At 64.3% G+C, this 22,104-nt stretch carries 19 protein-coding genes and 1 pseudogene; 12 read left to right on the top strand and 8 right to left on the bottom strand.

Features of this window, described 5'->3' with window-relative positions; all coding sequences use genetic code 11:
• Positions 1-58: 58 nt before the first annotated feature.
• Positions 59-1,159 (top strand): annotated as a pseudogene (locus AC0L2L_RS23990) (alcohol dehydrogenase family protein).
• A gap of 24 nt (positions 1,160-1,183) precedes the next feature.
• Here AC0L2L_RS23990 and AC0L2L_RS23985 read toward each other — a convergent pair.
• The 3 genes from AC0L2L_RS23985 to AC0L2L_RS23975 are packed head-to-tail and all read right to left on the bottom strand — an operon-like array spanning position 1,184 to position 4,889.
• Positions 1,184-3,151: a (Fe-S)-binding protein gene (locus AC0L2L_RS23985; RefSeq protein ID WP_473581708.1), complete on the bottom strand. Its 1,968-nt coding sequence runs from the start codon at positions 3,149-3,151 to the stop codon at positions 1,184-1,186.
• A 1-nt stretch (position 3,152) separates the two neighbouring features.
• Positions 3,153-4,121, bottom strand: a complete 969-nt coding sequence (locus AC0L2L_RS23980; RefSeq protein ID WP_473581706.1) for an electron transfer flavoprotein subunit alpha/FixB family protein — start codon at positions 4,119-4,121, stop codon at positions 3,153-3,155.
• Between the two features lie 3 nt (positions 4,122-4,124).
• On the bottom strand, positions 4,125-4,889 hold the full coding sequence (locus AC0L2L_RS23975; protein ID WP_473581704.1) for an electron transfer flavoprotein subunit beta/FixA family protein: 765 nt from the start codon (positions 4,887-4,889) through the stop codon (positions 4,125-4,127).
• Positions 4,890-5,180: 291 nt separating this feature from the next.
• Between AC0L2L_RS23975 and AC0L2L_RS23970 the strand changes: the two genes are divergently transcribed.
• The 10 genes from AC0L2L_RS23970 (at position 5,181) to AC0L2L_RS23925 (ending at position 15,901) form a co-directional block, all read left to right on the top strand.
• Positions 5,181-6,386, top strand: coding sequence for a substrate-binding domain-containing protein (locus tag AC0L2L_RS23970; protein WP_473581702.1), 1,206 nt, complete (start codon positions 5,181-5,183; stop codon positions 6,384-6,386).
• A 75-nt stretch (positions 6,387-6,461) separates the two neighbouring features.
• Positions 6,462-8,000, top strand: a complete 1,539-nt coding sequence (locus AC0L2L_RS23965; RefSeq protein ID WP_473581700.1) for a sugar ABC transporter ATP-binding protein — start codon at positions 6,462-6,464, stop codon at positions 7,998-8,000.
• Entirely contained in the window at positions 7,997-8,950 is a 954-nt protein-coding gene (locus AC0L2L_RS23960) for an ABC transporter permease (RefSeq protein ID WP_473581698.1), read from the top strand. Before AC0L2L_RS23965 ends, AC0L2L_RS23960 begins: the two co-directional genes overlap by 4 nt.
• Complete coding sequence (locus AC0L2L_RS23955) at positions 8,950-9,918, top strand: ABC transporter permease (protein WP_473581696.1); 969 nt, start codon at positions 8,950-8,952, stop codon at positions 9,916-9,918. The genes AC0L2L_RS23960 and AC0L2L_RS23955 overlap by 1 nt, the downstream gene beginning before the upstream one ends.
• Before the next feature lie 27 nt (positions 9,919-9,945).
• Positions 9,946-11,619 carry a GMC family oxidoreductase gene (locus tag AC0L2L_RS23950; RefSeq protein ID WP_473581694.1) on the top strand — a complete coding sequence of 558 codons (1,674 nt, stop codon included), beginning with the start codon at positions 9,946-9,948 and terminating at the stop codon, positions 11,617-11,619.
• Position 11,620: 1 nt separating this feature from the next.
• A complete protein-coding gene (locus tag AC0L2L_RS23945; protein ID WP_473581693.1) occupies positions 11,621-12,028 on the top strand; it encodes a hypothetical protein in 408 nt (135 codons plus the stop codon).
• A 32-nt stretch (positions 12,029-12,060) separates the two neighbouring features.
• Complete coding sequence (locus tag AC0L2L_RS23940) at positions 12,061-12,438, top strand: carboxymuconolactone decarboxylase family protein (protein WP_040985791.1); 378 nt, start codon at positions 12,061-12,063, stop codon at positions 12,436-12,438.
• Positions 12,435-13,934: an aldehyde dehydrogenase gene (locus tag AC0L2L_RS23935; protein WP_473581691.1), complete on the top strand. Its 1,500-nt coding sequence runs from the start codon at positions 12,435-12,437 to the stop codon at positions 13,932-13,934. The genes AC0L2L_RS23940 and AC0L2L_RS23935 overlap by 4 nt, the downstream gene beginning before the upstream one ends.
• A gap of 76 nt (positions 13,935-14,010) precedes the next feature.
• The gene (locus tag AC0L2L_RS23930; RefSeq protein ID WP_473581690.1) at positions 14,011-14,925 is read left to right on the top strand and encodes an SMP-30/gluconolactonase/LRE family protein; all 915 of its coding nucleotides are present in this window, start codon (positions 14,011-14,013) and stop codon (positions 14,923-14,925) included.
• A 52-nt stretch (positions 14,926-14,977) separates the two neighbouring features.
• Positions 14,978-15,901, top strand: a complete 924-nt coding sequence (locus tag AC0L2L_RS23925) for a LysR family transcriptional regulator (protein WP_473581689.1) — start codon at positions 14,978-14,980, stop codon at positions 15,899-15,901.
• Positions 15,902-15,932: 31 nt separating this feature from the next.
• On the opposite strand, the gene AC0L2L_RS23920 is transcribed toward AC0L2L_RS23925, so the two are convergent.
• From AC0L2L_RS23920 to AC0L2L_RS23900, 5 genes are all read right to left on the bottom strand, one after another.
• Positions 15,933-17,306, bottom strand: a complete 1,374-nt coding sequence (locus tag AC0L2L_RS23920) for an MmgE/PrpD family protein (protein WP_473581687.1) — start codon at positions 17,304-17,306, stop codon at positions 15,933-15,935.
• Between the two features lie 20 nt (positions 17,307-17,326).
• Entirely contained in the window at positions 17,327-18,247 is a 921-nt protein-coding gene (locus AC0L2L_RS23915) for an NAD(P)-dependent oxidoreductase (protein WP_473581685.1), read from the bottom strand.
• Between the two features lie 61 nt (positions 18,248-18,308).
• Positions 18,309-19,109, bottom strand: coding sequence for an N-acyl homoserine lactonase family protein (locus AC0L2L_RS23910; protein WP_473581683.1), 801 nt, complete (start codon positions 19,107-19,109; stop codon positions 18,309-18,311).
• Positions 19,110-19,230: 121 nt separating this feature from the next.
• Positions 19,231-20,064, bottom strand: coding sequence for an SDR family NAD(P)-dependent oxidoreductase (locus tag AC0L2L_RS23905; protein WP_473581681.1), 834 nt, complete (start codon positions 20,062-20,064; stop codon positions 19,231-19,233).
• A 169-nt stretch (positions 20,065-20,233) separates the two neighbouring features.
• Positions 20,234-21,223: a LacI family DNA-binding transcriptional regulator gene (locus AC0L2L_RS23900; RefSeq protein ID WP_473581679.1), complete on the bottom strand. Its 990-nt coding sequence runs from the start codon at positions 21,221-21,223 to the stop codon at positions 20,234-20,236.
• A gap of 210 nt (positions 21,224-21,433) precedes the next feature.
• Between AC0L2L_RS23900 and AC0L2L_RS23895 the strand changes: the two genes are divergently transcribed.
• Positions 21,434-21,976: a hypothetical protein gene (locus tag AC0L2L_RS23895; protein ID WP_473581677.1), complete on the top strand. Its 543-nt coding sequence runs from the start codon at positions 21,434-21,436 to the stop codon at positions 21,974-21,976.
• Positions 21,977-22,104 lie beyond the last annotated feature (128 nt).

Here is a 22,104-nt window from a genome sequence, read left to right as displayed (position 1 = left end):
GGAAAAGTGTGAAACGGTTTTCCGTCCGGAATTGCGTGAAAGAACAGAACAGAGCGACATGAATGTCATGACAAGAACCGTCCCCGCCACGATGGCCGCCGTGCAGCTTACCGGCCATGGCGGCCTGGAGAAGCTCGTCTACCGTGACGATGTGAAGGTGCCCGCGCCGGCCGCCGGCGAAGTGCTCGTCAAGGTCAGCGCCTGCGGCATGAACAACACCGATGTCTGGGTGCGCCAGGGCGCCTATGGCACGGAGGAGGATGCCGGGGCGGTGTCGACCTGGCGCCGGCAAGGCAACACGCTGGCCTTTCCGCGCATCCAGGGCACCGACACGGTGGGCACCATCGTCGCCGTCGGTGACGGCATGTCCGCCGATCGCATCGGCGAACGCGTCATGGTCGATTTCTCGATCTACAACCGTGACGACGATTCGCTTGCCGACATCGACTATATGGGCCACGGCCGCGATGGCGGTTACGCCGAATACCAGGCGCTGCCGGCCGAGAACGCCCATGTCGTCGATACCGACCTCAGCGATGTCGAGCTCGCCACCTTCTGCTGCGCTTACCTTACCGGCGAGCAGATGCTGGAGCGCGCCGGCCTGAAGGCCGGCGAGCGGGTGCTGGTCACCGGCGCGTCCGGCGGCGTTGGCTCAGGCATCGTGCAATTGGCACGGGCGCGCGGCGCCATCCCCTATGCCGTAGTCGGCAAGGGCAAGGAGCAGGCAGTTCTCGACATCGGCGCCGAGAAGGTGATCACGCGCGGCGTGGCCGATCTGCTCACCGCAGTCGATGAGGCGACCGGCGGCAAGCCCATCGACGTGGTCGCCGATCTTGTCGGCGGCGCGATCTTCAACGACCTGCTTCGCATTCTTCGGCCCGAGGGCCGCTACACCACGGCCGGCGCCATTGCCGGGCCGGTGGTACAACTCGACCTGCGCACCATGTATCTGAAGCAGCTCCAACTGCATGGCTCAAGCCAGGGCACGCGCGCCGATTTCCGCCGTATCGTGCGCTACATCTAGGAAAAGAAGATCAAGCCGCTGGTCGGCGGCGTCTACAGATTGTCCGATTTCCACCGCGCCCAGACAGACTTCATGGCCAAGGACTTCGTCGGCAAGCTGGTGGTCGTGCCGGACGCGATGTGGAGCGGCGCCTGACCCGGGAAAAAGCGGCTGGCGGCGTCAGCCGCCGGCCGCGTTGCCGTCGACCCGGTCGTCGAAATTTTCACCGGCAGGCGCTTCCCGCAGGCTGATCAGTTCAGCCACGTCGACGATCTTCAGCCTGCCTGCCACGCCAAGCGCATCGGTTGCGGCGGTGTACATCACCTTGTCCTTGGGACAGGCGACGACGAAGATCCCGACGCCGAGGCCAAGCGCCTCGCGGATGCGATTTTCGCTGGGGCGTTCCTTGACGCCGTCGTCGCCTTGCCAGATGCGGCCCCCGCCGGCGCCGCAGCAAAAGGAATTCTCGCGGCAGCGCGGCATATCGTGCAAGACATAGCCTGCCGCCCTGATGAGGTCGCGGGGCGCGTCGAAACCGCCATTGTAGCGGCCGAGATAGCAGGGATCGTGATAGGTCACCAGGTCGCCGCCGGCCGGGGCGATGTCTAGCCTGCCCGCCATGACCAGTTCGGCAAGCAGCGCCGTGTAATGGAGCACCTCGAACTCTCCGCCAAAATGGCGGTAGTCGTTTTTCAGCGCGTTCAAGCTGTGCGGATCCGTGGTGACGATGCGGTTGAAGCTGCATGCGCGGATCGCGTCGATGTTGGACTGGGCGAGCGTTTCGAACAGGCCCTCCTCGCCCACACGCCGGACATCGTTGCCGCTGTTGCGCTCGGCATCGAAGAGAATACCGAAATCGACCCCAGCCGCCGTGAAAAGTTCGGCGACCTTGCGGGTCACGTCCTGGACGCGCGGATCGTATGATGCGTAGTCGCCGACGAACCACAGCACATCGACCGGCTCCCTGCGCGCGTCCTTTACCGGGAAGCCGAGGTCCTTCGTCCAGCGCGCCCGCATCTTGGACGGCTTGCCCATCGAGTTCCCGAGCCGCGTAAGGTTCGTCAGCGCGTCCTGCAGCATGGGACTGACATGGCCTTCATCGACAAGATGGCGCCGCATGTCGATGATCTTGGGCAGGTGCTCGATCTCGACCGGACAGGCCTCCATGCAGGCGCGGCAGGTCGTGCAGGCCCACAGTGTCTCTTCGGCGATGACGCCCCCCACCAGAGGGTCCGACGCGCCGTTCGCCAGCGCGTCTCGCATATCGGTAATCAGCATCTTGGGGCTGAGAGGCAGGCCAGAGGCGTAGGCGGGGCAGACCGCCTGGCAGCGTCCGCATTCTGTGCAGGACAACAGGTCGAGTTGCTGTTTCCAGTCGAACTGGGATAGCGAAGCCACGCCCGGATTTTCGCGTTCGGAAGGCACGGGGGGCGCGGTTCCGGCCGGTTCGAGATTGCGAAAATAGATGTTCGGCGCGGCGAGGAACATGTGCCGGTGTTTTGAGCCCGGAATATACACCAGGAAGGCGAGGATGGCGCCGATATGGACCCAATAGGCAATTTGCTCCGTCGGATAGACCGGAACGTCGAGGCTCCGGAGCAGATCGGCCACCAGCGACGCGACCGGCCGCCAGGACCCGTCGGCGCCGCCGACGATCCGAGTTCCGGCCTCGATCAGCAAGGATGAGACGATGAGCAGGATGAGCACATAGATGATCGCCGCATCCGATCCGCTCGATCCCCTGAACCGCGCCGGCTTCAGCACGTAGCGCTGATAAACGGCCAGGCCGAGGCCCATCAGCATAAGCACGGCAAACACGTCCTGGAGCAGGGCGAGCCAGGTGTCGCCGCCGAGCGGCGTCAGCGAGAAGCCGGGGAACAGGCGAGAGCCGAAAGCCTCGATCGTGACGGTGAACAGAACGAAGAACGAAACGAAGATCAGCGCGTGCAAGATGCCGGACAGCGGCTTGCGCAGCATCTTGCGATGCAGGCCGATCGCGATAGCGACCCCCTCCAGGCGGCGCCAGGGTTGGTCGAAGCGGCTTGCGCCCGGCGCGTGCGCCAGCACGGCGATGTGGCGGCGGGCGCGCCAAAGCGTCAGCACGATGGCCGTCAGCGTGACGATCCACAGAATTGGCGTTTCGCTCATATCAGCGGCCGGACGCCGCCTGCAGCCGCTCGCTCAGATTGGCAACGAGATCGAACAGGTCGCAGGTCGCGCCGAAATGCGCGACATTGAAGATCGGCGCCTTGGGGTCGGTGTTCACAGCAATGATGAGGTCCGACTTCGACATGCCTTCGAGGTGTTCCGGAGCGCCGGAAACGCCGAGCGCGAGGTAGAGCTTCGGCTTGACCTTCTGGCCGGATTTGCCCACCTGCCGCACCTTCGGCAGCCAGCCGCTGTCCACCACCGGGCGGCTGCCGGCGATCTCCGCGCCAAGGATATCCGCGAGCCCGCGCGCGATATCGATGCTGGCCTCGTCGCCGATGCCGCGGCCGACGCAGACGATCCGCTCGGCCGTCGTGAGATCGACGCTGTCATAGTTGGGAACGTCGACGCCGACGAGACGGACCTTGCCTTCGGCAACGATGGGCGTTGCGTCGCAATGCTGCACCTTGGATGGATCGACCGCGAGCCGTTCCGCCTCGGCGAAAGCGCCGGGATTGACCATCAAAACGGCCGGCAGGGCCACGCTGCATTCGGCGAGGATCTTGCCGCCATAAACCTGCGCGACGACGCTCAGCCGGTCGCCGTCGCGGCGAATCTCGTTGACATAGGAGACCAGCGGCCAACCGGTGCGCGCCGCCAGATCGCCGGCGACGTCGAGCCCGTTGGCGGAGTAGGGCACCAGCACCAGGCCAGGCACTTCGGCCGCAACGGCGTCCGCCAGCAGCCGCGCATAGGATTCGGCGGCAATAAGCTGGGAACCACCGGCGCTCGCCGCGACGAGCCTGTCCGCCGCGCCGAGGTTGGCGACAGCGGGCTCCAGATCCTGGCCGGCGAAGAACGCGACAACCTCGTCGCCGGCCGCGCCCGCCATGCGCGCCGCCGTGATCATTTCCAGAGAAAATGGCTCAATCTTGCCGAATGAGCCTTCCGCGCAGGCGACAATCCGCATCGCTTAAACCCCCGCAAAGCCTTTGGCCGCCAGGATGCTGGCCAGCCTGTCGGCGACATCTTCGGGATTGTCTCCCAGATTTTCACCGGTGCCGCGCTGGCCAGGCAGTCTCAGTGCGACGATCCCGGCCGATCTTTCGAGCCCGGCAGGCTCGGACGGGGCCTTGCCTATGGCTGTCTTCGATGCCTCTCGCAGCTTGCTGCCCGAAACATAGCGCGGTGCCTTGGACGCGGTCTGCACGCCAATCACCGCCGGCAGCGCAATCTCGTATGTCGCGGCGATGCCGCCGCCGCGTTCTTGCGTCACACGAACGGCGGAGGTTTCGACGCCGACCCGGCTGGACCCGGAGACATGCGGCCAACCGAGCAGGGCGCCGGCATAGGGCACGAGCTGGCCGAAGAGATCCTCGGTGGACTGGACACCGCACAGGACGAGGTCGGCGGCCTTCGAGCGGGCGAGCGCGACGACCGAACTGGCGATCGCGCGCGAGTCGATCATGCCATCTTCTTCGGCCTCGAGTATGACCGCTTCGTCCGCGCCGCGGGCGACCGCCATCTGCAGCACACGGTTGCTTCCCTCGCCGATGGCGACGGCGACGACCGTCGCGCCGGTGGCTTCCTTCAAAAGGATCGCCTCTTCCAGCGCATGGTCGTCAAAATCGTTGAGCTGGAAATCCAGCCACTCGCGGTCGATGCCGCGTCCGTCGCTCGTCAGTTCGAGCTCGCCCGCGGAATCCGGGATCATTCGCAGCACGACGAGAATTTTCAAGGGTCGATCCTCCGCAGGCCCGCCTCAAGGCTCCGGCACGTCCGACCTATTAGATCGCAATCGCAGCCGCGCCCAATCGTGAAAAGCGTAATAGCAGCTATTACAACTCAGGAGATTGACCTTCGCGGCGATGCGCCTGCTAATTCGACGTGTTGGGAGGCTTGGGCAACCGGTTGTCGCCGAGCGCTTTTGTATTCATCGATATAGATTGCAAAATAGACTATAAATTATCAGATTTTTACTTGGAATGGGAACTATCGGCATCCGGAGAGGTGCCAAGAGGAGGAGAATATGACTATAAAGAGCATCTTGGATCACAAAATATCTCGTGCGAGCTTCATCCGCAAAGCGCCTGCCGCCTTAGCGGCCGCCGGCGCTGTCTCGGCCATGGGGCTTGCCGCGACCGCCCCCGCCGCGGCGGAGGAAACCAAGCCGGGCTATTACGGCGTGCCACGGACCTGGATCTGGAATCCAAACGGCAATGCGATGGTCGAGACATCGAAGTGGAAGAAGCAAGGCCCCTACACGATCGGCTTCTCCAATGCCTCCATATCGAATGCCTGGCGCGTCGCGTTTCAGCACGGCGTGTTCTGGGCCGCCGGCCAGCATCGCGACGAGATCGCGCATCTTCTGGCGACAGACGCCAATGATGATCCTTCCAAGCAGATCGCCGACATCCAGGACCTGATCAGCCAGGGCGTCGACGTGTTGCTGATCGCCGCCGCCACCGAGGACGCGCTGGACTCCGTCGTCGGGCGCGCCATGGAGCAGGGCATTCCGGTCATCATGGTCGACCGCAAGGTGAAGACGGCAAGCAACTACATCACCTACATCACGGCTTCGGACTGGGCGCTTGGTCGTCTGGAAGCGCTGTGGCTGTGCGAGACGCTCGACGGAAAAGGCAACATCGTCATGCTGCCCGGCATCGCCGGCTCGAGCGTCGCTGAAATTCGCATCAAGGCGAATGAAGAGGTGTTCGGCAAGTTCCCCGGCATCAAGGTGCTGGAGAAGCAGTATTGCGACTGGAACCCGGCGACCGGCAAATCGGTGATGGCGGCGCTGATCCAGAAGCATGGCAAGGAGATCAACGGCGTCCTGGCCGACAGCGCGCTGCAGGGCTCCGGCGCCATCCAGGCCTTCCTCGCGGCGGGCTACAAGGACGGCGAAATTCCGCCGATGACCGGCGGCGACATCGCCCTGATGTATCAGCTGGCCTCCCAGCACAACATCAAGATGGTGGGCATCGACTATCCGACCTCGATGGGTATCACCGGCGTCGAGACCGTCCTGGACGTCATGAAGGGAATCCCGGTTCCCGAGAAGGTCGAGGTCAGCTTCAACGTGGTGACCTCGCCCGGCGCCGATACGCTCTCGGTCAAGGGCGACCGTCACCTTCTCGACCATGTCAGCATGAGCGACCCGGGCGACCTGTCGCCGAGCAACGGCTTGCCGGCCGGATATAATCCGAGCACGTTCAAGCCGGATTATCCGAAGTAAGCCTCCCAGCCTGACAGGGTGTGCGTTCCCTAGGGGCGCACACCCTGGCGTAACCGGAATTTCGAGCATCGGATAATGGTCACTCCCGTCATCGAGCTCAATCGCATCGAGAAGGAGTATCCGGGCGTAAAACCCCTGGACAGGGTGGATTTTGCCGTTCGCCCCGGCGAAATCCATGCCCTTCTCGGCGAAAACGGGGCAGGAAAATCGACTCTCATCCGCGTCATGGGCGGCGCCATCAGGCCGAATGGCGGCAGCATGACCTATCTGGGCAAGCCGGTTTCCTGGCAGTCGCCCAAGCAGGCGCGCGGAGCGGGTATCCATGTCATTCACCAGGAACTCGCCTTGTTTTCGGAGCTTTCGGTCGCCGAGAACATCCTGGTCGATGCGCAGCCGCGCAACGGACTGGGGCTGATCTCCCGTCGCGCCCGCCATGCGCGGGCAGCCGAGATTTTGTCGCAGCTCGGCGTGAAGATCTCGACCCATGCCAAGATCGATGAATTGCCTCTCGCAGACCAGCAAATGGTAGAGATCGCCAAGGCGCTGGTCGGCGAAGTGAGGCTGCTCGTGCTCGACGAGCCGACGGCCGTGATCTCCGGCCACGAGGTCGATCTCTTGTTCGACAACATGCGGCGTCTTAAGCGCGAAGGCGTCGGCATCGTCTACGTCTCGCATCGGCTGGAAGAGATCTTCGAGATCGCCGACCGCGTGACGATCCTGAAGGACGGACAGGTGGCCGGCACCGGTCCGGTCGGCGATCTGACGCGCGACGAGATGATCACCAAGATGGTCGGACGCCGTCTCGAGCAGATCTATCCGTCACGCCGCAAGGCGCCGGCCAGTGGATCCGAGATTCTGAAGGTCACCAACCTTCGAGCCGGCCACCGCGTGCGCGATGTCAGCATCTCGGTCAGGCCGGGCGAGGTCGTCGGCATCGCGGGCATGGTCGGCTCTGGCCGCACCGAAGTCGCCGAGGTGATCTTCGGCGCGCGCGACCTCGACGGCGGCACGATCGAATTCGAGGGCAAGCGCCTCGATCGGCGCATGCCGCGCGAGGCGATCCGCAACGGCCTCGGTTTTCTGACCGAGAACCGCAAGGACGAGGGGCTTTTCCTCGGCCTGCCGATTTCGGCCAATGTCATGGCGCCGGATCTGGCAGGCGTCACCAGACGAGGGTTGATCGACCGGCGCGGCGAACGCGAAATCGCGCTCGAGCAAATACGCAACTTCGCGGTGGCGGCGCCTTCGCCCGAGGTCAAGGTCGGCAATCTCTCCGGCGGCAATCAGCAGAAGGTGCTTTTCGGCCGCTGGTCGCGCATTGCCCGCAAGCTGCTCATCCTCGACGAGCCGACGCGCGGCGTCGACATCGGCGCCAAGGTCGAGATCTACCGCATCGTCCGCAACCTGGCGGAGCAGGGTGTCGGCATTCTCATGATCAGCTCCGAATTGCCCGAGATCATCGGTCTGTCTGATCGTATCTTCGTGATGTCGCAAGGCCATGTCGCGGGCGAGATCGACGGCGCATCCGCCACAGAGGAAACAATCATGGATCTCGCCGTGCGCTCGATCGACCGGCGCGAGGGCACGGCGGCCCGGCTGGAGCAGGTCGCATGAGCGCCGTCGTCGCCGAATTGCGCCGAAACCGGCTTTCGCTGTCCTATGTGATCGTGGCGGTGTTGCTCATACTGCTTGTCGTGGCGGGCGGCTTCCTGTCCGACCGGTTCCTCACCTGGCGCAACTTCGGCAATTTGTTCCAGCAGCTCGTCGTGCTGGGCATGGTCAGCCTCGGCCAGACATTCGTGGTGCTGCTGGGCGGCATCGATCTTGCGGTGGGCTCGCTGGTCAGCGCATCGACCGTCTTTATCGCGCATTTCCTCGAATGGCGGCCGGACCTGCTCTGGCTGGCCCTGCCGCTCGCCCTGGTCGCAGCGACCGCAATCGGTGCGCTCAACGGTCTGCTCACCATCGTGCTGCGCGTCCATCCGCTGATCGTGACGCTCGGCATGTCGTCGGTCATCTTTGGCGGCACGCTGATGTACAACAAGGAGCCTGGCGGATCGGTGCCGCGGGGCCTGGCGGATTTTTCCTACGCGAAGCTGTGGGGCATCCCCGTGACGGCGATCGTCCTTGTCGCGATCTTCGCGCTTGCCGGCCTCTGGCTGCAGCGCTCGCGCTCGGGCCGCAGCATCTACTTCGTCGGTGGAGATCGCGAGGCGGCCCGGCTGAACGGCCTGCCGGTGAACCGCATCGTGGTGATGGCCTATGCGCTGTCCGGACTGTGCGCCGGCCTCGCGGCGATCTTCCTGACCGCCCGCACCGGTGTCGGCGATCCGCGCATCGGCACGGCATTGACGCTGCAATCGATCACGCCGGTGGTTGTCGGTGGCACCATTCTGGCCGGCGGGCGCGGCGGCGTCCTCGGCACGCTGCTCGGCGTTCTGCTGGTGACGATGCTCAACAATTTGCTGAACTTCCTGAACGTTTCTTCCTACTATCAGTGGGTGATCCAGGGCCTGATCATCATCATCGCCGTCAGCATCCACACCACGAGGCGGAGGCAGTGATGGCACCCCTCGAGACGCCGCTGCCCCGGTCCCGAGGCGTGTCCGTCGCCTCGGTTTTCGAGCGCTATGGACTGATCGTCTTCCTTGTCGTGCTGCTGCTGGTCGCGGCCGTGCTCTCGCCCACCTTCCTGCGGCCGGCCAATCTGGTCAACGTGCTCACCATCGCAGCACCTCTCGGCATGGTGGTCGTCGGCCAGACCTTCGTCATCCTGGTGCGGGGGCTCGACCTGTCGGTGGCCTCGCTGATGGCGACGGTGGCCGTGCTTGCAACCGCGTTCAAGGCGACGACCAACGATGCGATCCCGATGATCTTCGTCGCGGCTATCGCCTTCTCCGCCGTCGTCGGCGCCGTCAACGGCTGGCTGGTTGCCAAGCGCGACGTCAGTCCGTTCCTTGCCACGCTGGCTATGATGGTCATCCTGCAGGGCGTTCGCTTTGCCTATACGGGCGGCGCGCCGATCAGCACCTTGCCGCCGGGCATGGGCTTCCTCGCGTCAGGCCGGATCCTGGGCATCCCGGTCAACCTGATGACCCTGGCGCTGCTCGCCGTCGTTTTCGGCGTCGTGCTCCACCGGTCGCGTCTCGGGCGCGAGATCTTCATGGTGGGCAGCAATCCCAAGGCGGCGTTCCTCAACGGTGTCGCGCCCGATCGCGTCATCATCTTGTGCTATGTTATCTGCTCGATCTGCGCCGGCATAGGCGGACTGTTCCTGCTCGGCTATGTCGGAACGGTCTCCAACTGGGTCGGCCAGGGCTACGAGCTCGACTCGATCGTCGCGGCGGTCATGGGCGGCGTGGCGCTGACCGGCGGACGCGGCAACATCTTCGCCGCGCTGCTTGGCGTCGCGGTCCTGGTCGTCATCAACAATCTTGTCCTGTTGCTGGGTTTCCCGATCGAGATGCAGCTCATCATCAAGGGCATCATCATCATAGGCGCGGCTGCGTTCTACCGCACACGGCTCGCATGAGCCGGTCGCCATCGAGGGAGGTTGGGAATGAATGTTGAGAGCCTGAGCGAACGCAGCGCCCGCGCGCGGCGCGACGAGGAAGTGGATGTCGCCATCGTCGGCGCCGGGCCATCCGGCTCGGTCGCTGCCCTTCATCTCGCGCGCGCCGGCCTTTCGGTGGTGGCGCTGGAGCAGGGGGAGTGGCCTGAATATAACGATTACACCGGCGCGCGGCCGGAGCATGAGCTGGTCAGCACCAAGCTGTGGCACCCCAACCCCAATGTGCGCGACAACCCGAACGACTATCCGGTCGATACCTCGACCACGGATATCAACCCGCTGATGTTTGCCGGCGTCGGCGGCAGCGCCACGCTCTACGGCGCGCAATGGATGCATTTCCTGCCCTCCGATTTCCGCGTCCGCTCGCTCGACGGCGTGGCCGAGGACTGGCCTTTCTCCTACGAGGATCTGCTGCCCTACCAGCTCGAGATCGAGCGCGAGGTGGGCGTGTCCGGCCTTGCGGGCGACCCGGCTTTTCCGCCGCGAGGACCATATCCATTTCCCGCGCTGCCGATCGGTTCGGTGGGTTTGCGCGGGGCGCTCGGCATGGAACGTATGGGCTGGCACTGGTGGCCGGGCAGCAACGCAATACCGTCCGAAAAATTCGGCGAATTGAACGCCTGCGTGCGGCGCGGCACCTGTCTGACCGGCTGTCCCGAAGGCGCGAAGTCGACCACCGACCGCTCGCACTGGCCGCTTGCGCTCAAGGCCGGAGCGCGGCTTGTCACGCGTGCCCGCGTCAAGGAGGTCGAGACGAACGAGCAGGGGCTCGCCACCGGCGTTGTCTATGTCGACGCCAACGGCCGCGATCGCCGCCAGCGCGCCAAGGTCGTCATCCTCTGCGCCAACGGCGTCGGCACGCCGCGGCTGCTCCTGATGTCGGGCGGATCGAAGCATCCCGACGGACTGGCCAACTCGTCCGGGATGGTCGGCAAGCGGCTGATGATGCACCCCTTCGCCAGCATCCTCGCCTCCTATGAAGACCCGCTGGACTCCTGGCGCGGCCCGTTCGGGCAGCAGGTCTATTCGCTGGAATTCTACGAGACCGACGAGCGGCGCGGCTTCGTGCGCGGATCGAAATGGAACTGCATGCCGTCCGGCGGCCCGGTCGGCGTATCGGGCGCCACCGGCTCCAAGGTCTATGTCGCCGAGGAAGGCCGCTTCCAGGATTTCTGGGGTGCCAATCTGCACGAGAACGTCGCCCGCCGCTTCGGTCACTCGCTGATCTGGGGCATCGTCGGCGAGGATCTGCCGGAAGAGAGCAACCAGGTCGTGCTATCGAAGGACCTCGTCGATTCCGATGGCCTGCCGGCGCCGCAGATCGTCTACAAGGTCAACGAGAACTCCAACCGCCTGCTTCGGTTCAACATCGACCGTTGCCTGGAATCGGTACGCGCCGCCGGCGCCATCGAGACGCTTGTTTCCACGCCGGTGCGAGAATCCGGCTGGCATCTGATCGGCACGACCGTCATGGGTGACGACCCGAAGCGCTCTGTCGTCGACCAATGGGGCGCCTGCCATGACGTGCCCAACCTCTACATCATGGACGCCTCGACCTTCCCGACCTCCGGCGCCACCAATCCGACCGCGACAATCATGGCGGTGGCGCTTCGCAACACACGCCGCATGATTGCCGAACGGCGCAACCAGAAGGTTGCCTGACATGAGCAAAGACAAGACTTTCCTCGCCCTTGCCGATTTTCTCATTCCAGCTCACGGCGAAATGCCGGCATTCGGTTCGGTCTGCAGCTTCGCCGACGCCGAAAAGGCGCTCGATTTTCGTGTCGACCTCAAGGGAGGATTCGAACGTGGGCTCGACGCCGATCCAGCGTTGAGCGCGGAAGCGCATCTCGAAAAGCTCAGCAGGGAAGATGGCGCCGCCTTCTCGGCCATCACGACGATCGCGATCTGCACCTATTACATGAACCCGCGCGTGCGCGAGTTGCTCGGCTATCCCGGCCAGGAAAGCGTGCAGTATGATTCCAAGGCCACGCAGATTTACCTCACCGACGGCTCGCTCGGCCATGTGCTGGCGCGCGGTCGCAAATACCGGCCGACACCCGGCCTCTGATCCTCCCAAGCAGACCAGAAAGGAATAACCCAATGGGTAAAGACATGTTCGACAAGGGCTTCGAGATCCGCAAGGCGGTGCTCGGCGCCGAGTTCGTGGAGAAATCCTTCGCCAGCGCCGACGATTTCAACCGTCCGATGCAGGAGCTGGTGACCGAATATTGCTGGGGCGCCGTATGGGGCCGCGAGACGCTCGACCGCAAGACCCGCAGCATGCTGAACCTTGCCATGCTGGCTTCCCTCAACCGGCCGCACGAGCTGAAGATGCATGTCAAGGGCGCGATCAGGAACGGCGTCACCAAGGATGAGATCCGCGAGGTGCTGCTGCAGGTCGCGATCTATGCAGGTGTGCCAGCCGGGGTCGATGCCTTCCGCAACGCCCGCGAGGCCCTGCAGGAAATCGGCGCATGATCCAGCGTCCGCCGCTCGCCGAGGACAAGCTTGCCATGCTGATCGGCGGCCGCTGGGCCGCCGCGGCATCGGGGGAGTATTTCGAGTCCTACGATCCCTTCACCGGCAAGGCCTGGGCGCTTGTTCCGCGCGCAGGCGTAGCCGATGTCGATGCGGCCGTTGAGGCCGCGTCACAGGCCTTCCGGGGGGAATGGCGGTCGATGACGGCCAGCGCGCGCGGCCAGGTCATGGCGCGCTTTGCCGACCTTGTCGCCGAGGAGGCGGAAAACCTCGCCGTTCTCGAGACGCGCGACAACGGCAAACTGATCAACGAAATGCGGATGCAATGCAAATACATCCCGCAATGGTTCCGCTTCTTCGGCGGGCTGGCCGACAAGATCGAGGGACGCGTCATCCCGATCGATAAGCCTGGCGTCTTCAACTACACCAAGCTCGAGCCTCTGGGCGTCGTGGCGGCGATCACGCCATGGAATTCGCCGCTGATGCTGGCGACCTGGAAGCTGGCACCGGCACTGGCCGCCGGCAACACCGTGGTATGGAAGCCGTCGGAGTTCTCGTCGGTCTCGGCGCTCTTCTTCGGAAGGTTGTTCGAGAAGGCGGGCTTCCCGAAAGGTGTCGTCAACATCATCACCGGCTTCGGCCATGAGATCGGCGACCGCATGGTGACGCATCCAAGGGTCGCGAAAGTCGCCTTCACCGGCGGCGACGCCACCGGCCGGCGCGTCTACCAGGCCGCGGCCGGTGGCCTCAAGAAGGTGACGCTGGAGCTCGGTGGCAAATCGGCGAACATCGTTTTCGCCGACGCCAAGATGGAGGCCGCGATTCCCGGGCTGGTCTCGGGCATTTTCGCGGCGACCGGCCAGACCTGCATCGCCGGATCGCGCGCGCTGGTGCAGCGCTCCGTCTACGATCAGGTGGTCGAAAAGCTGGTGGCGTTCGCGAGGACCGCCAGGATCGGCGATCCGCTCGACCCCGATACCCAGGTCGGGCCGATCACGACGCTCCCGCAACGCAAGAAGGTCCTCGACTATATCGGCATCGCCCGCGACGAGGGCGCCATCCAGCTGCTCGGCGGCAAGGTGCCCGAGGACAAGGCGATCGCCGATGGCTGGTTCGTGGAACCAACCATCTTCGGCAATGTCAGCCAGTCGATGCGTATCGCCCAGGAAGAGGTGTTCGGCCCGGTCCTTTCGATCATTCCGTTCGAGGACGAGGACGAAGCCGTCGCCATTGCCAATGACAGCGTCTATGGCCTCGCCGCCGGATTGTGGACGCAGGACATCGGGCGCGGAATCCGGCTGCCGGACCGGCTGGAAGCCGGTATCGTCTGGGTCAACATGTATCGCGCTACGAGCTATCTCTCGCCCTTTGGCGGCTACAAGCAGTCTGGTTTCGGTCGCGAAAACGGCCGCACCGCCATCTACGAATATCTCCAGGAAAAGAGCGTGTGGATCGACGCCGGCAACTCCATTCCGGCTCCGTTCGTCCAGCGTTGAAGATCGGCGGATCGGAGTTCCGCCGTCCGGTTCGCCAATCCAGACCCCTGCCATCCGCCTATGAGCGAGACTGCCGATGTCCTGTTACGAGATCATCGACCCGCGCTTCGGCGACCTTATCGATCCGGTCGCCTTCCTCGAAACGCTGCACACCGGCAACCGCTGGGCGGAGGGGCCGGTCTATTTCGCCGACCTGCGCACGCTGGTCTGGAGCGATATCCCCAACGACCGCATGCTGCGCTGGGACGAGGAGACCGGCGCCGTTTCGCTGTTCCGCGGCAATGTCGCCAATCCGAACGGCAGCACGCGCGACCGCGAAGGCAGGCTCGTCACCTGCATGCAGGGCGAACGCCGCGTGGTGCGCACCGAATGGGACGGCTCGATCACCGTGCTCGCGGATTCCTTTGAGGGAAAGCGGCTCAATTCGCCGAACGACGTGGTGGTCAAGTCGGATGGCAGCATCTGGTTCACCGACCCGAACTACGGCATCATCTCCGACTATGTCGGCCGCAGGGCCGATCAGGAGCAGCCCGGTTGCCGCGTCTATCGCATCGATCCGCAATCCGCCCGGATCGCTGTCGTCGCCGACGATTTCTCGATGCCCAACGGTCTCGCCTTCTCGCCCGACGAGAAAAAGCTCTACATCGCGGATTCCGGCTATCTGACCGACCGCAGCGCGCCGCATCACGTCAGGACGTTTGACGTTGCCGGCGACAGGCTGGTAAATTCGCGCGTGTTCGTCGAAATATCGCCGGGCATACCGGACGGTTTCCGGGTCGATATCACCGGCAACCTCTGGATCAGCGCCTGGGACGGTGTCCAGTGCCACACGCCGGCTGGTGAATTGATCGGCAAGATCCTGGTGCCGGAAATGGTGGCGAATGTCGCATTCGGTGGCGCGCGGCACAATCGGCTGTTCATCACGGCGACAACTTCGGTCTATGCCGTGTTCCTGAACGTGCGCGGCCTGAAATATCCGTTCCGCACGTAGGGTCGAAAGCTTCGGGCAAAGCACCGCCCGGCGGCGGGTTGGGTGGTTTGAGTTGGACACGAAGCAGTTACAGGTCTTCATCGCGGTCGGCTCGGCGGGCAGCTTCTCGAAAGCCGCCCTCGACCTCAATGTCACCCAGCCGATGATCACGCGCCATATCCGCGGGCTCGAGGAGGAACTGGGCGTGGAATTGTTCCATCGCAACGGCCGCGGCGTGGTGCTGACCGAAGCCGGTGCGCTGCTGAAATCGCATGCCGACGAGATTGTCGAGCGCATGCGGCTCGCGCAGAACGCGGTGTCCAATCTGAGGGCCTCGCCGCGCGGCAGACTGGTGCTTGGCGTCCCGCCGTCCGTCGGGACGGTGCTGACGGTGCCGCTGGTCAAGAAGATCAAGAACGAGTTCCCGAACGTCGCCCTGCAGGTCATCGAGGGTTTCAGCGGCCACATCCTGGAATGGCTGGTCGCCGGCCGTATCGACGCGGCGGTCCTCTACAACTCGCCCAATCACCCTTCCGTGCTGACCGAGCCGCTCGCCGATGACGAGCTTTTCCTGATCGGTCCGGCGCTGGCCGAACCTCTGCTGCCGCGCGGCCCGGTGAGCCTCAGCGTGCTTGCGGAACTGCCGATGATCCTGCCAAGCCGGCCGCACGGCCTGCGGCGGCTGATCGACAACATCGTCGCCGAGCACGGCATCTATCCGCGCATCGAGATGGAGCTGGAGGCGATGCCTTCCACGCTCCTGCTTGTCGAGGAGGGGGGCGGCTATACGGTCCTGCCCTATGCTTCCGTGCATCTGCTTGCCGAAGCCGGCCGTATCGAGGTCTGGCCATTCGAGCCGCAGATCACCCGCAAGCTCATCCTTGCGACGTCATCGCAGAAGCCGATGTCCTCGACATTCCGCCCGCTGTTCCGCGCCGTGCGCGCGGAATTGAGGGACATCATCTCCACCCATGTCTGGAAGCCGCCACAGCGCTGAGATCGCTCGGGTAAGCGGCAGCCCCTGCGGCTTACGCGTTCGGCCGGGCCAGCGCCATGACCGAACCGACGTCGCTGACGTCGCGTAGCGCCCACAGCCTGCCGGCGAGCGCGCGGGCGTCGATCGCCGGGCAGCCATAGCGGGCGAGGGCGGAGAATTTCTCCTTGAGCGCGGCATCCGTCATCGGTCGCGCCGGACTGCCGGTGGCCGCCAGTTCGTTCATCTCGAAAAGCGCCCCGTCGCTGCAGCGGACGGAGATATAAGCCGCTTCGACCGGAATGGCTTCGTCTGTTTCGATCGGACGCACCCTGGCGCGCAATGCCTTCACGTCGGCGTCGTTCACCGCCGCGTCACTGAAATCGGCGGCGCCGGCAGTTCCGCGCAACAGGGCGACAGCGACGGCATGCTGCGCGCTGACTTGCGCTTCCCGGCCAGTGGTGACGTCAGGCCTGTCGGCGCGGGCCTTGAGCAGCGGGCAGCCGCGCACTGTGACTTCGGAGACAAGGTCGGCGGAGAGATCCGGCCTTTGGTGCAGATTGAGGCATGCGTCGATAACGGGGTTGAGCACGACGCCGCAGGGATATGGCTTGAACATGTTGCGAAGGTTTTCCCACGCGCTACCAAGCCCACGCTCGATCAGCTCGGGCTTCGGCGCGTCGCAGAAGACCTTGAGGAAGCCGCGTGGCCCCTCGAGGGGCATCGGCGGTCCCTCGACCCCGCCCTGCGCCATCAACGCGGCGAGCAGGCCTCCGCGCGCCGCTGCGCCGACCCCTACGCTCTTGGCCATGAAGCCCAGGGTCTCGACGAGACCCGATGCCTGGGCGCAAGCATTGCCGAAGGCCCAGAGGATTTCATCCTCGCTGAGGTCGAGAAGCTTCGCCGCGGCCGCGGCGGCGCCGAAGATTCCGCAGGTCGAGGTGATATGCCAGCCGCGATCGTAGTGGCCCGGCGAGATCGCGTTGCCGATCCGGCAGGTCACCTCCACGCCAAGGACGAAGGCGTGCAGAAGCTCCGTCCCACTGACCGGCCGGGTTTCAGCCAGGGCAAGGACTGCTGGCGCCACGGGCGCGGTAGGATGGATGATCGTGCCTTGATGGGTGTCGTCGAAATCGAACACGTTCATCGACGCCGCGTTGAGGAACGCCGCGGTCGGCGCATCCCGCCGCGCACGATGGCCGATCACGGTCGCCGCTTCACCGGCGGAGAAGGGCGCGAGGCTCGCCGCAAGGCGCAGGATCGCCTGGTCGGACGAACCGCCAAGCGCTGTCCCGAAGCCGTTGAAGAGGGCGCGCAGCGCATGCTCGCGCACCTGCTCCGGCACATCGCCCCATCGCGCGTTGCGTACGAACGCCGCAAGGCGGCGCGACAGGCCCGGGGCAATCGCCTGAGGGGAATTGGTGCTCATCGGATACGTTCCGGCCGCCGTCAGGCCTGGGCCTTTTTGCCGGCAACCGTCACGCCGGCCCAGCCCTCGATCGGCTTGATGATTTCGGTCAAATCCGCATCCGGGCCGAGATCGCTCTTCGCCACGGTCAGCAACTGCCGCACCGCGCCTCCGACGATCATCGGCACGCCCAGCGCGTCGCTCTCTTCGAGACAAAGGCGGATGTCCTTGGATGACAGCCCGATGGCGAAGCCGAAATCGAAGCTGCGGGTAAGGACGAATTTCGGTATCTTCGTCATCGTCGCGTTGGAACCGCCGCTGCCGGAATTGATGACCTCGAGCAGCACGTCCGGATCGAGCCCGGCCTTGGTGCCGAGCACCAGCGCTTCGGAAGCGATTGACAGGGCCGTCACCGACATGAGGTTGTTGATCACCTTGATCATCTGGCCCATGCCTGGCTCCAGGCCGACATGGACTGGTTTGCCAAGCGTCTCGAGGACAGGGCGGATCGTTTTCAGGGTCGCCTCGTCGCAGGCCGCCATCATGGCCAGCGTGCCCTTTTCAGCGCCGCCCACGCCGCCGCTGACAGGGCAGTCGGCCAGCGCGATGCCGGCGGCCTTGAGGCCTTTGGCGACGAGACGCTCCGTCCGCGGGCCCGTGGTGGAGAGATCGATGACGATGGTCGCGCCCTTGACGGAAGCAAGCCCGTCGAGGCCAAGGCAAACGGCCTGCACGATCTCCGGCGTCGGCAGCGAAAGCAGCACCACGTCGCAGCTCTTCATCAGCTCTGCGGGCGTCGCGGCCTTGCCGGCGCCCTGAGCGGCCAATGCCTCGACGGCGCTGGCTTTCGTGTCGTAGACGCTCACGCTGTAGCCGGCCGCCATCAGGCGCTTCGCCATTGGCGTTCCCATCCTGCCGGCGCCAGCCAGCCCGAGCTTGAGATTGTTCATTGTCGTCTCCATGCGATTGTGACGAACGCCCCGAGGTTCTCGATCATCGGGAGATATTCGATCAAGAAGGCGCTCACGGTGCGCCGGGGATTGGGTCGAGGTCGAGACGCACGATATCGTCCACGCCCGCCAGCGCGGCGGGATAGCGGGCGAGCACCAGCGGATCGTGGCCAGGGATGATGTGGTTCGGCGTGCTGGCGAGCTTGCGCATGGTGGCGTAGCCATTCAGCATGTCGGTTGCGCTCTCCAGCACCGGGAAAGGCCGGTTCTGCTCGAAATTCGCGTAGAAATGCGATGCGTCGGAGCCGAGCACCACAAAGCCGCGCCGCGTCTTCACCCGGATCACCTGCAGGCCCTTCGAGTGGCCGCCGACACGATGAACGGTGAGGTTCGGAGCGACCTCCGAGACGCCGTCGTGGAAAGTCACGCGCCCCGCATACAACTTGCCTATCATGCTGGCCACGTCCTCGTAGTCGAACGGATGCCTGAGATAGCTGTGGCACATGCAGCGACCCGTGCAGTAGGCCATCTCCACGTCCTGGACGTGGTAGCGGGCCTTCGGGAACAGCTCGTGGTTGCCGGCATGGTCGAAATGCATATGCGAGATGATGACGTCCTCGACCTTGTCCGGATCGATGCCGATCATTTTCAGCCCTTCGCCGACCGGGCGCAGCAGATTGCGCTGGCGCCGGTCCGCGACTTTTGCGTCGAAGCCGGTATCGAACACGAAGGTGCGCGATTTGCCGACGATCGCCCAGACGAAATAGTCGAGCGGCATAGGGCCGTCATGCGGGTCGCCGCCGATGAAATTCGCAGCCGCGTTGCGGTCGTGGTGGCCGTAGCGGATGGCGTAGACTTCATACAGGTCGTCCATGGATGGCTCCCTTTAGAGCAATTCCAGGAAAAGTGCGTCGCGGTTTTCCGTCCGGAATTGCGTAAAAACAATCAGTTGGGCATCGCCTTCGCGAGCGATGCCGGTCTGCTTCAGCGCTGGCTCAACTTGCCAGCCAGCCCGCTTCGACCGGTAGCACGGACCCGGTCATGTCGCGGGCGATCGGTCCGCACAGGAAGACGAGCAGGTCGGAGATGCTCCCGGCGGAGACGAAGTTGCCGCCCGGTTGCTTGCCTTCGAGGAAGAGCCGTTCGGCCGCCGTCCGATCGATGCCACGCTCCGCCATCAGCCTCTCCACCCTTTCTTCCGTGCCCGGCGTGAGCACCGAGCCGGGGCACAGACTATGACAGGTAACGTCGCGATCCAGGTTCTCCAGCGCCACGGCGCGGGTCAAGCCGAGGATAGCAGACTTCGTCGTCACATAGCCGACGCGGTCGGTCGTCCCCCGCATGCCGTAGACCGAGGTGATGTTGAAGATCCGGCCGAAATTCCGGCTGCGCATATTCGGCAGCAGAAGCCGGATGGCGTGGAACGCGGCGGAGAGGTTGACCGCGAGCGCAAGGTCCCACTGCTCGGCCGGGAAATCCATCACCGGCGCGAAGTGCCGGACAACGGCATTGTTGACGAGGATGTCGATCGGCCCGAGCACCGACATCGCGGTGTCGATCAGCCCTTCGACCCCCGATCGCATCGAGAGGTCAGCCTTGTGGTAGGCAACACGGGCGCCCGTGTCGCGGGCGAGCTCAGAACGTTGTGCTTCGATCTGATCGGCGTCTTCCAGCCCGTGCAGCATGACGCTGCAGCCGGACTCGGCAAGCCTTGCCGCCATCGCCTGCCCAAGGCCGGCTGTCGAGCCCGTGATCAAGGCGGTGCATTCGTTGAGCGGTTTCGCCCAGGCGGGTGGCGCCGCGTCGTCCGTTTCCTTCGCCAAGCTCACGTTCTGTTCCGCCGCTCTGTGAGCATTGCCAATACCCCTCATTTTCTACCGGACAGCCCGTCAGGCATAGGATTGCCATGCAGGGCTTTGACTTTATATTGGTACCGGTAACAAAATGCAATCATAGAAGAGCGGGCGCCGTGTTGCGACTGCCGGTCTCAGGGGCGGATCAGGTGCTCTCGCGCTGGATGACTTCGAACTTGAGGTCGACGACGCTGCCGCGCAAATGATCCGCGCCGTCGATGATGCGGCTCAAAAGGATCCGTGCCGTCCGCTCTCCAATGTCGTAGCGCGGCAGCCGCAAGGTGGTGACGGAAGGGCTGACGTGCCGCAACAGATCGACATCGTCGAAACTGGCGAGCGCGATTCGGCCCGGCACCGACCAGTTGCGCCTTTGGCATTCGAACAGCGCGCCGGCGGCCAGGACTTCGCCGGCGCAGAAAAGCGCGTCGACCCCCGGCACGCTCTGCATCACCCGTGCCACCACTTCCGCGCCGGCGGCAAGGCCGCGTCCCGTCTCCAGGACCATGCGCGGGTCTGGATCGTGCCCCAATTGCTTGAGCGCCGCCAAATATCCCTTGAGGCGGTCCTGGGAGCGGTCATTGTGCACGGAATAGAGGCTGGCGAATGCGATCTTGCGATAGCCGAGCCTGCCGAGATGCATCGTCATTGCGTAAGAAGCATCGCGATTTGAATAGCTTACGACCATGTCGAGCGGCTCTTTGGGGATATTCCCGTTCTCGACAACTGGAATGCCCGATTTGCGGATCTTCTCGATGGCCTGGGGCGTATGCTCGGTGCTGTGCAGGACGAGCCCGCCGACCCGGTGGCTGAGGAACACGGTGATAAGCTCCTCCTCCTCATTGGGATCATATCCCGATTCCGCGATCATCAGCTGGAAACCGGAGCGTTTCAGCACCTCCGACAGGCCCTTGACCGTTTGCGTGTAGATCGAATTGTCGATGCTGGGCACGATCAGCCCGATGGTCGTCGAACGGTTCGAAGACAGGCTTCCCGCCAGGTGGTTCGGCAGATAGCCGATCTCGCGAACAGCCTTCAGAACACGTTCGCGCATCTCCTCCGATACCTTGCCGGGCTCGTTCAGGACCCGTGACACGGTCATGGTGGAGACGCCGGCGCGAACCGCGACGTCGCGCATTCTGGCGCTTCCATTGCGCCTGTTCGTGTCCTCGGATGATCGCCTGGGCATCTTTGTTGTCGCTCGGTCCGCCGGCGCGCATCAAACCATTACCTTGTCGAACAAACAAGCTGTCGGCGTCGGTTGGAGCAATTCTGTTGTTACCGATATCAAAATCGGGTAATGCCCAAGGGGAGGAGGGCGCCGCGATGCCGGCGCGGAGGATTTGCAATGGGCGTGTATTCCTGTGTCGCCGTGACGGAGCAGTCGCTGCTGCGCTATGCCGACGCCGCACGTGACGCGCAGCAATTGATCAGCCAGACCCTGACCCAGCTCTCGGGCTACGCGCTGTTCCTGCTGACATCGCGTCGCCAGGCGGCGCTTGCCGAGGGCGCCTTGGCGAGCGCAAGGCAGGCTGTCGCACAGGTTAACGAAGCCGTTCGCGCCTTGCGGGCCCCGGAGCCGGCCGCGCACCACTATCATCATATGCGCGGTGCCGCCGAGACGCTGCTGGAAGCCTGTGTCGCGGCGACGGCCTGTTGCGGCGCGCAGGACAGGTCGGACAAACGCTTCGATACGCTGACACGCGCCTTGCGGGCGACAAGCGATCATCTGCGGGCGACCGCGCGTCTGCTGCCCGGCTTCGAACTCGTTGATTTCGGGCAGGCCTGCTGCGCCGTCCACGCGCCGCGCCTGCCCGGGCAAGGCATCGAGAGCAATTCCAGGAAAAGTGTGAGCGGTTTTCCGTCCGGAATTGCGTCAACAAGGAGATAGAGCGGTTCGCCGTTTCCGTGAAACGGTGAAACGCTCCGGCGGCTCAAGGGGGGGTTGAAAGGGACCCAAATAGATCTGGGGGGGGGCGAAAGCGGCAGTGGGGAAATTAGCCCTGAGCGGCATGGTGT

Source organism: Mesorhizobium sp. WSM4832 (assembly GCF_055811115.1).
This window is presented reverse-complemented; position numbering and strand designations above follow the sequence as displayed.